Below are 12810 nucleotides of genomic sequence, written 5' to 3' on the forward strand. Positions count from 1 at the left end.
GATATGGCTGCCCTCATTTGTGGTTCCCTGGCGTTCGACACCATCATGACCTTCGAGGGCCGTTTTGCCGAGCAGATACTGCCCGACCAGCTGCACATCCTGAACGTCTCTTTCCTGGTGCCTTCGTTGCGGCGCGACTTTGGTGGTTGTGCGGGCAACATTGCGTATAGCCTCAAGTTGCTCGGCGGTGAGCCATTGCCAATGGCCATGCTGGGCAGCGATGGCGCTGACTATCTGCAGCGCCTGGAATTGCTGGGTATCAGTGCGCGCCATGTGGGGCAGGTCCAGGACACCTACACCGCACAAGCCATGATCATGACGGACCGTGACAACAACCAGATCACCGCCTTCCACCCTGGGGCGATGATGCAGGCACATGTGAACCGCATCGAGGCAGATGTAGGGGTGAGCGTGGGGATCATCGCGCCGGATGGTCGTGACGCCATGCTTGAACACGCGGCCCAGTTTGTGGCGGCCGGTATTCCTTTTGTATTTGACCCGGGCCAGGGCTTGCCCATGTTCAATGGCGAAGAGCTGGCGCGGTTCGTGGACCAGGCTTCCTGGGTGACGGTCAATGACTACGAGGGGAAAATGCTTTGCGACCGCACGGGCTGGACGCTTGCAGAGATTTCGCGCAAGGTAAAGGGGCTTGTGGTGACGCTGGGCGCGGAGGGCTGCGAGGTCTGGGTGGATGGTCAGAAAACCCATGTACCCGCCGTGGTGCCTGCCCAAGTGGTGGATCCTACGGGGTGTGGTGATGCTTGGCGGGGCGCGTTGTTGTTCGGCCTGGAAAAGGGCTGGCCGCTGGTGCGTTGCGCCGAGCTGGGCAACCGGGTAGGAGCCCTCAAGATTGCACAGCGGGGCCCGCAAAACTACACGCTGGATTTCATCCCCGCGTAATAGGGCCAGCTTTCCATGAAGTCACGGGGCGCCATTGCTGCCGGCTTCTTGTGTTGCACGGCGTGTGGTGTGCAACACGAACAGGCACAAAAAAACCCGGTGCGCTGGCACCGGGTTGAGCGTGTGATACGCTAGGATTAAGGCTTGTTGCCCGTAGGGAAGGGCCAGGCTGCCTGAGGATTCAGGGTGGTCTGTGCTGCTGGAGCTGCTGCCGCAGGGGCAGGCGCCTTGGGGGCCTTCTTGGCCGGTGCAGCTTTTTTTGCAGGAGCCTTGGCGGGAGCGGCCTTCTTGGCAGCCATTGCCTTCTTGGCGGGAGCCGCCTTCTTGGCTGGGGCGGCAGGCTTCTTCGCTGCTACTGCCTTTTTGGCGGGAGCGGCTTTCTTTGCCGGTGCTGCTGCCTTCTTGGCAGGTGCGGCCTTCTTCGCTGCTACTGCCTTCTTGGCGGGAGCGGCTTTCTTTGCCGGTGCTGCTGCCTTCTTGGCAGGTGCAGCCTTCTTCGCTGCTACTGCCTTTTTGGCGGGAGCGGCTTTCTTTGCCGGTGCTGCTGCCTTCTTGGCAGGTGCAGCCTTCTTCGCTGCTACTGCCTTTTTGGCGGGAGCGGCTTTCTTTGCCGGTGCTGCTGCCTTCTTGGCAGGTGCGGCCTTCTTCGCTGCTACTGGTTTTGCAGGTGCAGCTTTTTTCGCTGGGGTCGCCTTCTTAGCGGCTGGTTTTTTCGCAGTTGCCATCATGTTCTCCTTGGGTCAATTTGCAAAGAGCACTTCCTGTCTACAGTGGACACGAAGCGATCCATGGCGATGGAGAAATCCCCATCGCCATGAACACGGGGACGCCCTGCACCGCAACGCACTGCCGCGCTGCTTGTGGTGGTGGGCGTGGTGTAAAAATCCATGGTGGTGTGTTGCGAAAAGGCGCTAGTCCCAGGACAGCGCACCACCGGACTGGTATTCAATAACCCGGGTCTCGAAGAAGTTGCGTTCCTTCTTGAGGTCAATCATCTCGCTCATCCACGGGAACGGGTTTTCTTCATTGGGAAATAGCGTCTCCAGCCCGATTTGTGTGGCACGGCGGTTGGCGATGTAACGCAGGTATCCCTTGAACATCGATGCATTCATGCCCAGCACGCCGCGCGGCATGGTGTCTTCAGCGTAGCGGTACTCGAGTTCAACCGCCTTGAGGAACAGCGCCTTGATCTCGGCCTTGAATTCAGCGGTCCACAGATGGGGATTTTCCAGCTTGAGCTGGTTGATCAGGTCAATGCCAAAGTTGCAGTGCATCGACTCGTCGCGCAAGATGTACTGGTACTGCTCGGCGGCGCCAGTCATCTTGTTCTGGCGGCCCAGTGCAAGGATCTGTGTGAAGCCGACGTAGAAGAACAGGCCTTCCATCAGGCAGGCAAACACGATCAGCGACTTGAGGAGCGTCTGGTCGGTATCGGGCGTGCCAGTGTGGAAGTTCGGATCCATGATCGCCTCGATGAAGGGGATCAGGAACTGGTCTTTGTCGCGGATGGACTGGACTTCGTTGTACGCGTTGAAAATCTCGCTCTCATCCAGCCCCAGCGATTCCACGATGTACTGATAGGCGTGCGTGTGGATAGCTTCTTCAAAGGCCTGGCGCAGCAGGAACTGGCGGCACTCGGGTGCCGTGATGTGGCGATAGGTGCCCAGCACGATGTTGTTGGCAGCCAGCGAGTCGGCCGTGACAAAGAAGCCCAGGTTGCGCTTGATGATGCGGCGTTCGTCATCGGTCAGGCCATTGGGGTCCTTCCACAACGCGATGTCGCGCGTCATGTTCACTTCCTGAGGCATCCAATGGTTGGCGCAGGTGGCCAGGTATTTTTCCCAGGCCCACTTGTATTTGAACGGGACCAGCTGATTGACATCCGTCTGCCCGTTGATGATGCGTTTGTCGGCGGCGTTCACGCGGCGTTGCGTGGCTGCGGCAGGTGTTGCGTGCGGTGCTGCAGAGGCCGTCATCGGTGCGTGCACTTCCTGCAGTGAGGGGGTTTGGAAAGGCAAAGGCGGCTGTCCCGCCGGGTGGCTTTGGTTCAGTCCACCGTCCAGTTGATTTTGCGATGAGGGCTTGACTTCTTCGTCCCAGGTCAACATAGATTTTCCAGTGTTCGGATTATGAAAGCAGTGCTGCGAAAAGAAAAGCACTGAAGCGTTGTGCAGCAAGGATTTGTTGCTTCACAGCACATGCGCGACACCTCGGAAGAGCCCAAGGTGTCGCGTGCGAAGTTCTTATTGGCAGGCTTCGCAGCCGGGATCATCGATAGCGCAGAACTTGACGTCAGTAGCAGGCACTGCTGATGCTTGATGGGTGGCTTCAGCAACTGCCGCATCGAGTGCGCTGGGTTTCGCTGCAACGGGCACCGACGCTGCCGATGCGCCACTGTCATTGCCCGATGAAACGGCATTGAGCTGGCGTGTATTCACGGTGCTCATTTCGACGTGTGTGGCGCTTTGTGTGCGCAGGTAATACGTGGTCTTGAGGCCACGGATCCAGGCCAGCTTGTAGGTGTCGTCGAGCTTCTTGCCCGATGCGCCGGCCATGTAGATGTTCAGGCTCTGCGCCTGATCAATCCATTTCTGGCGACGCGATGCGGCTTCCACCAGCCACTGCGGCTCGACTTCAAACGCTGTGGAGTACAGCGCCTTGATGTCCTGTGGCACCCGGTCGATGGGGTGCAGCGAACCCTTGAAGTGCTTGAGGTCCATGATCATCACGTCATCCCACAGTCCCAGGCGCTTGAGGTCGCGCACCAGCCCACCGTTGATGACCGTGAATTCACCCGACAGGTTGGACTTGACCGACAGGTTGCCGAACGAAGGCTCGATCGAGGCATCAACGCCGATGATGTTGGAGATGGTGGCCGTGGGGGCAATGGCGACGCAGTTGGAGTTGCGCATGCCGTCCTGTGCAATCTTCTTGCGCAGGGCATCCCAGTCCAGGGTGGACGAGCGATCCACTTCCACATATCCGCCACGGGCCTGCGAGAGCATGTCCAGCGTGTCGAAAGGCAGGATGCCGCGATCCCACAGCGAGCCCTTGTAGCTGGAGTACTGGCCGCGTTCCCGGGCCAATTCGGTGGAGGCCCAGTAGGCGTAGTAGCAGATGGCCTCCATCGACTTGTCGGCGAATTCCACGGCCTCCTGCGAGGCGTAGGGAATGCGCAGTTCGTACAGGCTGTCTTGGAACGCCATGACGCCCAGGCCCACGGGGCGGTGGCGCAGATTGGAGTCGCGGGCCTTCTTGACGGCGTAATAGTTGATGTCGATCACGTTGTCGAGCATGCGCATGGCAACCGTGATGGTCTTCTTGAGCTTCTCGTGGTCGATCTGGCCGTCCTTGATGTGCTGCAGCAGGTTGACCGAACCGAGATTGCAGACGGCGGTTTCGGTGTCGCTGGTGTTGAGTGTGATCTCAGTGCACAGGTTGGACGAGTGCACCACACCAGCGTGCTGCTGGGGCGAACGCACGTTGCAGGCATCCTTGAAGGTGATCCAAGGATGGCCGGTCTCGAACAGCATGGTCAGCATCTTGCGCCACATGTCGGTGGCCTGCACCGTCTTGGCGGGTTTGATCTCGCCGCGCGCGGCCTTCTCTTCGTAGGCCACATAGGCCTTCTCGAAGTCGGCGCCGAACAGATCGTGCAGGTCGGGCACGTTGGAGGGCGAGAACAATGTCCAGGTGCCCTTTTCCATCACGCGGCGCATGAACAGGTCAGGGATCCAGTTGGCCGTGTTCATGTCGTGCGTGCGGCGGCGGTCGTCGCCAGTGTTCTTGCGCAGTTCCAGGAACTCTTCGATATCCAGGTGCCAGGTTTCCAGGTAGGTGCAGACGGCGCCTTTGCGCTTGCCGCCCTGGTTCACCGCCACAGCGGTGTCGTTGACCACCTTGAGGAAGGGCACCACGCCTTGCGATTCGCCGTTCGTGCCCTTGATGTGGGAGCCCAGGGCGCGCACGCGGGTCCAGTCATTGCCCAGGCCGCCAGCAAACTTGGACAGCAGGGCGTTTTCCTTGATCGATTCGTAGATACCATCCAGGTCGTCGGGCACCGTGGTCAGGTAGCAGCTGGACAGCTGCGAGCGCAGGGTGCCGCTGTTGAACAGCGTGGGGGTGGACGACATGAAGTCGAAGGACGACAGCACTTCGTAGAACTCGATTGCGCGGGCCTCGCGGTCGGTTTCATTGAGTGCCAGGCCCATGGCCACGCGCATGAAGAACGCCTGGGGCAGTTCGATGCGGGTTTTCTTGACGTGCAGGAAGTAGCGGTCATACAGGGTCTGCAGGCCGAGGTAGTCGAACTGAAGGTCGCGCTCGGCCTTGAGCGCGGCGCCCAGGCGGTTCAGGTCGTATTGCTTGAGCAGGCGCTCGTCCAACAGCTCGTTGTCTACCCCCTTCTGGATGAAGGCGGGGAAATAGTCCCTGTAAGCTTGGCCCATGTCGCTCTGGGCGACCTCGCGTCCCAGCACTTCGCGCACGATGGTATGCAGCAGCAGGCGGGCCGTGGCATAGGTGTAGTCAGGGTCTTTTTCGATCAGGGTGCGGGCGGCGAGGATGGACGCCTTGTAGACCTCGTCCATGGGAACGCCGTCATACAGGTTGCGCATGGTCTCGGCGACGATGGGCGCGGCCTGGATGTCGGCGCCGAGGTTGGCGCAGGCCGATTCGATGAGCCCGTGCAGGCGCAGGATGTCCAGCTGCACGCGTTGGCCGTTGTCGATCACGTTCAAAATGGGGGTTGCGGGCGCGAGCTGTTCCTGGTGGTGGGCACGCTCTTGCGTGCGGCGCTCGCGGTACAGAACATAGGCCCGGGCGACTTCGTGGTGTTCGCCGCGCATCAGGCCCAGTTCAACCTGATCCTGCACGTCTTCAATATGGAAGGTGCCGCCACCGGGACGCGAGCGCATGAGGGCGCGGACCACATTCTGGGTGAGCGTGTCCACCACCTCGCGTACGCTGGCGGAGGCGGCGCCCTGCGTGCCGTGCACTGCCAGAAATGCCTTCATCATCGCCACCGCAATTTTTTGCGGCTCAAAGGGCACGACTGCTCCGTTGCGGCGAATGATCTGATAGTGCGCCAGCGAGTTACCCGCCGCTGCTGGTGCGGACTGGGTGTTTGGGGCCTCGGGGGAGGCGGCATGGGGCGTGGAAGGCGTGTTCAAAGCAGCTTGCATGGGGGGTCCTCTTCTGTGGGCTGTCTGGGGTGTGGTGCGCGGCCTGGAGGCCGTCGCAGCGTGTGAGTGGTGCGGCGGACTACTGTCTGGCGCACACTATATATGGTGTGTCACATGCATTCAAGACACTACCGGTAGTGTACCGTCGTATTGTCCTCAGAAAAACGAAACAGCATGTCAGCGGCGCCGCAGGGCCTTCTGCTGACCCCGCCGGAACCCGTTGCCCCTGCGGAAAAGCAGGACGAAAACCTCGCAAAGACAAGCGTTTCGAGCGGATTTTCTGCGCGAGGCCGCGTGGTGTCTGGGGACGCGACGATGTGCAAGTGCACATAGAAAAAAGTCGCTGAATGTGGCGCTGCCACAGCGCCCTCAGCAGGCGGCTTGAATGTCAGGCCAGGTGGCTGCCGGAAAACGTTGTACGGGCCAGTTCAGTGCTTTTTGTACCTGCGCCCAATCGAAGCCGGAGCCTGGGTCCTGCTTGCGCCCGGGCGCGATGTGCTCATGCCCTGCGATGTGTTCAATGGGGTAGCGCTGTTCGATGTCCTGGCAGAGCGTTGTCAGGGTCTGGTACTGCGCGGGTTCGAACGTAAGCCCTTCAAGGCCTTCCAGTTCAATGCCAATCGAGTCATCGTTGCACTGACTGCGGCCACGGTAGGCCGACTGGCCAGCATGCCAGGCCCGAAGATCACAGTCCACAAACTGCCAAAGGGCGCCGGTGCGGTCAATGAAGAAATGCGACGAAACGGCCAAACCACGGATGCTCTGGTAGTAGGGGTGTGCGTCCCAGTCCAGCGAGTTGGTGAATAGCTGTTGCACCGCATTCCCGCCATATGTGCCTGGCGGCAAACTGATGGAATGCACCACGATCAGGTCGATGGAGGAACTTGCCGGGGCAGGGCGCACACCATGGTTGGGGGATTCCAGCCTGATCGCTGCACGGTGCCATCCACCGTCCCAAGGCGTTGATCTGCCTGGTGCCGCGTCAGCCGATCTCGTCATGCGGGTCCTGGTCATTGGGGACGGCGATGTTCAGCCGGGCGATGCGGTAGCGTATCTGGCGCAGGCTGATGCCCAGCCGGGCTGCGGTGGCGGTTCTGTTGAAACCCGCTTCGCGCAAGGCTCGTATCAGAATGTCCCGCTCCTGCTGGTCCAGCCAGGCCTGAAGGTCATTGGGCAGAGGGACCGAGCAGCCCGTGCTGGCGGCAGGCTGTGGTGGTTGATGGGCAGGCTGCGCCTCGGTGTGGTTGGGGAGGGTAGGGGTTGGTAGCGTCCGCGCCCCCAATGGGATGGGGGTGCCAGAGGGCCAGTCCACATGCAACTCGTCTCCGTCGCTGAGTGCCACGGCCCGGTGCAACAGGTTTTCCAGTTCGCGGACGTTGCCGGTCAGGGGATGTGCGGCAATGGCTTGGAGCGCATGCTCTGTCAGAGAAGGCACAGGCATGCCGGATTCCTGGGCGATGCGCGCCAGAAGTGCGGCACACAGCACAGGCAGATCTTCACGCCGCTCGCGCAACGGGGGGATCACGATTTCGATCACGTTGAGCCGGTAATAGAGATCCTGGCGGAAGCGGCCCGATTGCACGTCGGCGGCCAGGTCGCGGTGTGTGGCGCTCACGATGCGCACATCCACCGTCTCCTCCTGGGTGGAGCCAAGAGGTCGTACGCTGCGCTCCTGGATGGCGCGCAGCAATTTGGACTGCATGGCCAAGGGAAGGTCACCGATTTCGTCCAGAAACAGCGTGCCGCCACGGGCTGCCTGAAAGTAGCCGTCCCGATCCTGGGTGGCACCGGTGTAAGAGCCTTTCCGGGCACCAAAAAATTCTGCCTCCAGCAGGTTCTCCGGGATGGCGCCGCAGTTCACGGCAACCAGGGGACCATCGGCACGCTGGCTGCTGGCATGCAGCGCTTGCGCAACCAGTTCCTTGCCCGTGCCGGATTCCCCATGAATCAGCACGGGCGCCATGCCTCGTGCCACCTTGGCCACGCGCTGCTTGACGTTGCGAATGGCCTCTGAGGTGCCCACCAGCCGGTCCAGTGCGGTGCCCGCTGCCAAGGGGTCTGCGCTGAACGCGCCCTGCCGACTCTGTACGCCGCCGGTGCGTGCGGCCCGGGGCGCGGGGACACCCCCGGTGCCTTGTACGGCCGATGCGACGACCGAGCGGAACTGCTTCAGATCCACGGGTTTGGTCAGATAGTCGAAGGCACCAGAGCGCAGGGCTTCCACGGCGTTCTCTGCGGAGCCATACGCTGTCATGACCACGCAGCGCTCGCGGCGCTGCTGGTCGCGCAGATCCTGCAGCAGTTCCATGCCGAAACCATCGGGCAGGCGCATGTCGGTGATGACGGCGTCAAAGCGGTGGGCCTTGAGCTGTTCGCGCGCCTCCTGGACGCTGGATGCGGTCTCCACCCGATAGCCTTCGCGCAGCAAGGTCAGTTCGTACAAGGTGCGCAGGTCGGGTTCGTCGTCCACGACGAGGATGGAAGCGGTAGGTGCGTTCATGGCAGGGCGTTTCAGACCACGATGGTGTCAAACAGCGTGGCAGCATCGGCAGGGCGTGTGGTGCGGCGAAAGCCGACGGTAAAGGCGTTGCCGCCCACCTCGCCCCGCAAGGTGGTACGGGTCAGCCGCTGGTAGCTGATGGACGCTCCATGGCGCTGACATAACTCGCGGCAAATATAGAGGCCCAGGCCGCTGGAGCGGCTTTCGGAGGAAAAAAACGGTTCGAACAGGTGACGCTCCACGGACTTGTCCATGGGGGCACCGTCGCTCCAGACTTGCAGGCTGGTCTGGCCGGAGGGCAAGGTGCGGGTGGTCACCGTGAGGGAGTCAGGCTCCTGTCCCACATAGCGCAGGGCATTGTCCAGCAGGTTCACGAGCACGCGGCGCAGGTGTTCGGTGTCGAATTCCACCTGCGGATTGCCCGCTTCCAGCATCACTACTGCCCGGCGCTGCACGGGGTCCTGGGCCTGCCAGTCATTCCATATTTGCGACACCGTTTCGTCCAGGGGCAAGGTGGACGCGGGCGCATGGCTGATCTGGTGCTGCACGCGGGCGATATCCAGTACCTCCTCGGCAATGCGCGCGAGGCGGTCGGCGTTCTGCTGCACCATGTGGGCCAGGCGCTTGTGTGCCGGGTCGTGCAGGTCTTCTTCGAGCAAGGCATTGGCCTGCACGATGGCGGCCAGCGGGTTGCGGATCTCATGGGCCACGGCGGCGGACATGCGGCCCATGGCCGCCAGCTTTTCCGTGCGCAGGCGGGCTTCCATCTCGCGCAGGTCGTGCAGAAACATCACGCACAGGCGCTCGGTCTGCGTCTGCCGCGCTGCCTCGCGCGTCGAAGTCAACCACGTGCGTACATGCAACCCGGTGGGGCTTTGTCCCGGGTGCAGGAGGTCTACGTCGGCGGTCTGGGGCTGTTCCTGGCGGAAGGTGCGCCGAGCCAGGATCACGAGCGGATTCCAGGGTGTCTCGGATGCCAGGATGAATGGCAGCTCGGGCAGCGAGGTGCCCCCGAGCAACTGCAGCCCTGCGGGGTTTGCAATGCGCACAACATCGCTTTCGTCCACGACCAACACCCCATCGGTCAGGTTCTGGATGACCAGTGCGCTGACCTGAGTCTGCACGCGGGCAGCAACCTGGCTTTGCTGCGCCACTTCCTGCTCGCGCGCCAGGCGTGTTGCCAGTTGGTGCACAAGATAGCTCACGATGAAATAGCCTGTGCCAGTCAGCGCGCTTTGCAGGTAGCGCGGTGCGTCGTCGCCCGCAGTGCCCGAGCCGAGCCACCAGGCCCAGCCCAGCAGCAGCAGCGTGACGCCTGCTGTGGTGCCCAGTGCCAAGGTCAGCGTTCCCAGCACGGCTGCCATCAGGATGGGCAAGCCAAACAGGGGGGTGTAGTTCATGGCGCCCGCGTTCAGCAGTTGCAGGGCGGCAATCGCAGCAAGGTCAACACCAATGGAGGGGAGCCATTGGGGGCCGGTCTTGGGTGATGGCGGGCTGTGCCTGCCGAGCACGCGCAGCATGACGGCGGCCACCAGATAGGCCACACACACTGCCAGCACGGCGGGTTCGGTGGTCTGGTTGATGGCCTGCCCGGCCCCTTGCAGTACCAGCAGGGCCAGTGCGACCATGACGCGGCCTGTCAGAAAACCGCGCCACAGGCGCACAAATGGCGCATCCATGGTGGACGCAAAGGTACTTGCGGACAGCGGTGGCATGGTCGGCTTCAGACCGGGCCCAGGCGCCGGTGTTCTGTGCAGCAGTAGGCTTGTTCGCCCACCATCAGAGCGTCTGCCTGCGGAATGTGAACGCCGCAGTGGGCGCAGGCCAGCATGTTCTGCGGGAGGGCCAGCGGAGGTGCAGGCGTTTTGGAAGCGTTTGCATCTGGCGCGCGTCGGCTGCGCCAGATACCGATGGCGATGGCCAGAACCACCAGCAAGACCAGGTATTTCATGCGCTGCGGCCCAGGACGACTTCCATGACAAAGCGGGAGCCCACATAGGCCAGCAACAGCAGCGCTGATCCGGCGTAGAGCACGCGCACGGCATTGCGTCCCCGCCACCCGAAGCGTGCTCGGCCCACCAGCAACGTGGCAAACGTGATCCAGGACAGCAGCGAGAACACGGCCTTGTGGTCCCACCGCCAGGCCCTGCCGTACAGCGTGTCACCAAACAGCCAGCCCGCCAGCAGCGTGGCAGTCAGCAGGATGAAGCCCGCCGTCACAAACCGGAAGGTCAGGCGCTCCAGCGTGAGCAGGGGGATGCCGCTGTGGGGGTCTTCGGCCTGCCGGATGCGTTGCTCTGCCCGTGTCATCAGCCAGGCGTGCACCACGGCGGCGGCAAACAAGCCATAGCAGGCAATGCCCAGCGCCAGGTGCAGCGGCAGCCAGGCGGAAGCCGTCACATGCAGCGGCTGGCCCGGAAAGAGCATCGCCAGCACAATGGCAACCGCCCCCAGCGCTGCCAGTATCCAGCGTGACTGCATCTGCGGAAACAGCTGCCGCTCTACCGCGTACACCGTCAGCACCAGCCAGGCGGTCATCGACAAGGCGGGTGCAAAACCAAATCGGGGGGAATCGCCCCACAGGCCCCATACCAGCACGGCGCCATGCAGCAACCAGGCCACCAGCAGTGCATTGCGCGCCGCTGTAGCGCCCAGCCGCGAGGATGCGGCAGCCGGAACGGCGTATGCCACGGCAGCGGCCAGGGCCAGGAGCCAGCTGGCAGGGGAAGCACTGGGTAAAATCATGGATCGCAGTTTAGCCTTTCGCCCCACCGCCAGCACCCTGGCGCGCAGGCAACACCGGACATCTCCCCTATGGCCTCCGCCCTTACCGACAAACTCACGCGCCTCGTCAAGGAGATGCGTGGCCAGGCCCGCATCACCGAAACCAATGTGCAGGACATGCTGCGCGAGGTGCGCATGGCCCTGCTCGAAGCCGATGTGGCCCTGCCGGTGGTGCGCGATTTCATCGCCCGTGTCAAAGAGAAGGCCCTGGGCCAGGAAGTGCTGGGTTCGCTCAAGCCGGGGCAGACGCTGGTCAGCATCGTCAATCGTGAACTGGCCGCCACCATGGGCGAAGGCGTGGCTGACATCAACCTGGCCGCCCAGCCGCCCGCCGTGATCCTGATGGCGGGTCTGCAAGGCGCGGGCAAGACCACCACCACGGCCAAGCTGGCCAAGCACCTGATCGAAAAGCGCAAGAAGAAGGTGCTGACCGTGTCGGGCGACGTGTACCGCCCGGCCGCTATCGAACAGCTCAAGACGGTGACCAAGCAGGCCGGTGCCGAATGGTTTCCCAGCACGCCCGACCAGAAGCCGCTCGACATCGCCCACGCCGCACTGGACTACGCCAAGAAGCACTACTTTGACGTGCTGCTGGTCGATACGGCGGGTCGCCTGGCCATCGATGAAGCCTTGATGAAGGAAATCAAGGACCTGCACGCCGCGCTGAACCCGGTCGAAACGTTGTTCGTGGTTGATGCCATGCAGGGCCAGGACGCGATCAACACGGCCAAGGCCTTCAAGGAAGCGCTGCCGCTCACTGGCATCGTGCTCACCAAGCTCGACGGCGATTCGCGCGGCGGCGCTGCGCTGTCCGTGCGCCAGATCACGGGCGCGCCCATCAAGTTTGCGGGTGTGTCTGAAAAGCTCGACGGCCTGGAGGTGTTCGATGCCGAGCGCCACGCGGGCCGCATTCTGGGCATGGGCGACATCGTGGCCCTGGTGGAGCAGGTCACCGCCGGGGTGGACATGGAGGCCGCGCAAAAGCTGGCGGCCAAGGTCAAGAGTGGCGACGGGTTCGATCTGAACGACTTCCTGTCGCAGATCCAGCAGATGAAGCAGATGGGGGGGCTCTCCAGCCTGATGGACAAGCTGCCGTCTCAGCTGACTGCCAAGGCAGGCGCACTGGACATGGACAAGGCCGAGAAGGACATCAAACGCAAGGAGGGCATCATCCAGAGCATGACGCCGCTGGAGCGCCGCAAGCCCGAACTCATCAAGGCTACGCGCAAGAAGCGCATCGCCAACGGGGCGGGTGTGCAGGTGCAAGAGGTCAACCGCTTGCTCAAGGAGTTTGAGCAGATGCAGGGCATGATGAAGAAGATGAAGGGCGGCGGCCTGATGAAGATGATGAAGAAGATGGGCGGGATGAAGGGTATGGGCGGGGGCGGCATGCCCAAGATGCCTTTCTGAGCCCCCGGCGCTGAAATGCAAAAACCCTGAAGA

The 12810-nt window shown here is 62.4% G+C and carries 10 protein-coding genes; 2 read left to right on the top strand and 8 right to left on the bottom strand.

Annotated elements, in window-relative coordinates:
- Positions 1–3 precede the first annotated feature (3 nt).
- Positions 4–900 carry a carbohydrate kinase family protein gene (locus KW832_RS23870; RefSeq protein WP_121508595.1) on the top strand — a complete coding sequence of 299 codons (897 nt, stop codon included), beginning with the start codon at positions 4–6 and terminating at the stop codon, positions 898–900.
- A 137-nt stretch (positions 901–1037) separates the two neighbouring features.
- Here the strand turns inward: KW832_RS23870 and KW832_RS25790 are convergent, their stop codons facing one another.
- The 8 genes from KW832_RS25790 to KW832_RS23910 form a co-directional block, all read right to left on the bottom strand.
- Positions 1038–1625, bottom strand: a complete 588-nt coding sequence (locus KW832_RS25790; RefSeq protein WP_255577928.1) for a histone — start codon at positions 1623–1625, stop codon at positions 1038–1040.
- A gap of 186 nt (positions 1626–1811) precedes the next feature.
- Positions 1812–3008 carry a ribonucleotide-diphosphate reductase subunit beta gene (locus KW832_RS23880; RefSeq protein WP_218301718.1) on the bottom strand — a complete coding sequence of 399 codons (1197 nt, stop codon included), beginning with the start codon at positions 3006–3008 and terminating at the stop codon, positions 1812–1814.
- A 135-nt stretch (positions 3009–3143) separates the two neighbouring features.
- Complete coding sequence (locus KW832_RS23885) at positions 3144–6083, bottom strand: ribonucleoside-diphosphate reductase subunit alpha (RefSeq protein WP_218301719.1); 2940 nt, start codon at positions 6081–6083, stop codon at positions 3144–3146.
- 369 nt (positions 6084–6452) lie between these two features.
- Positions 6453–7082 (bottom strand): 1,6-anhydro-N-acetylmuramyl-L-alanine amidase AmpD, encoded by a 630-nt coding sequence (gene ampD, locus KW832_RS23890; RefSeq protein WP_218301720.1) that lies wholly within the window; start codon positions 7080–7082, stop codon positions 6453–6455.
- Positions 7066–8583: a sigma-54 dependent transcriptional regulator gene (locus tag KW832_RS23895; RefSeq protein WP_218301721.1), complete on the bottom strand. Its 1518-nt coding sequence runs from the start codon at positions 8581–8583 to the stop codon at positions 7066–7068. The genes ampD and KW832_RS23895 overlap by 17 nt, the downstream gene beginning before the upstream one ends.
- Before the next feature lie 11 nt (positions 8584–8594).
- Entirely contained in the window at positions 8595–10298 is a 1704-nt protein-coding gene (locus KW832_RS23900) for a nitrogen regulation protein NR(II) (protein ID WP_121505492.1), read from the bottom strand.
- 8 nt (positions 10299–10306) lie between these two features.
- Positions 10307–10534, bottom strand: a complete 228-nt coding sequence (locus KW832_RS23905; protein WP_218301722.1) for a PP0621 family protein — start codon at positions 10532–10534, stop codon at positions 10307–10309.
- Positions 10531–11328: an inner membrane protein YpjD gene (locus KW832_RS23910; RefSeq protein ID WP_055395019.1), complete on the bottom strand. Its 798-nt coding sequence runs from the start codon at positions 11326–11328 to the stop codon at positions 10531–10533. Before KW832_RS23910 ends, KW832_RS23905 begins: the two co-directional genes overlap by 4 nt.
- Positions 11329–11397: 69 nt before the next feature.
- On the opposite strand from KW832_RS23910, the gene ffh reads away from it, so the two are divergent.
- Positions 11398–12777, top strand: a complete 1380-nt coding sequence (ffh, locus tag KW832_RS23915) for a signal recognition particle protein (protein WP_121421114.1) — start codon at positions 11398–11400, stop codon at positions 12775–12777.
- The last annotated feature ends 33 nt before the right edge of the window (positions 12778–12810 follow it).

Source organism: Acidovorax sp. sif0632 (assembly GCF_019218805.1).
GTDB classification, from domain to species: Bacteria; Pseudomonadota; Gammaproteobacteria; order Burkholderiales; family Burkholderiaceae_C; genus Acidovorax; species Acidovorax facilis.

Bases quoted from the DNA above. Each gene is read 5' to 3' on its own strand.
- KW832_RS23870 (WP_121508595.1), top strand. From the start codon at position 4: ATGGCTGCCCTCATTTGTGGTTCCCTGGCGTTCGACACCATCATGACC.
- KW832_RS25790 (WP_255577928.1), bottom strand. From the start codon at position 1,625: ATGGCAACTGCGAAAAAACCAGCCGCTAAGAAGGCGACCCCAGCGAAA.
- KW832_RS23880 (WP_218301718.1), bottom strand. From the start codon at position 3,008: ATGTTGACCTGGGACGAAGAAGTCAAGCCCTCATCGCAAAATCAACTG.
- KW832_RS23885 (WP_218301719.1), bottom strand. From the start codon at position 6,083: ATGCAAGCTGCTTTGAACACGCCTTCCACGCCCCATGCCGCCTCCCCC.
- ampD (WP_218301720.1), bottom strand. From the start codon at position 7,082: ATGACGAGATCGGCTGACGCGGCACCAGGCAGATCAACGCCTTGGGAC.
- KW832_RS23895 (WP_218301721.1), bottom strand. From the start codon at position 8,583: ATGAACGCACCTACCGCTTCCATCCTCGTCGTGGACGACGAACCCGAC.
- KW832_RS23900 (WP_121505492.1), bottom strand. From the start codon at position 10,298: ATGCCACCGCTGTCCGCAAGTACCTTTGCGTCCACCATGGATGCGCCA.
- KW832_RS23905 (WP_218301722.1), bottom strand. From the start codon at position 10,534: ATGAAATACCTGGTCTTGCTGGTGGTTCTGGCCATCGCCATCGGTATC.
- KW832_RS23910 (WP_055395019.1), bottom strand. From the start codon at position 11,328: ATGATTTTACCCAGTGCTTCCCCTGCCAGCTGGCTCCTGGCCCTGGCC.
- ffh (WP_121421114.1), top strand. From the start codon at position 11,398: ATGGCCTCCGCCCTTACCGACAAACTCACGCGCCTCGTCAAGGAGATG.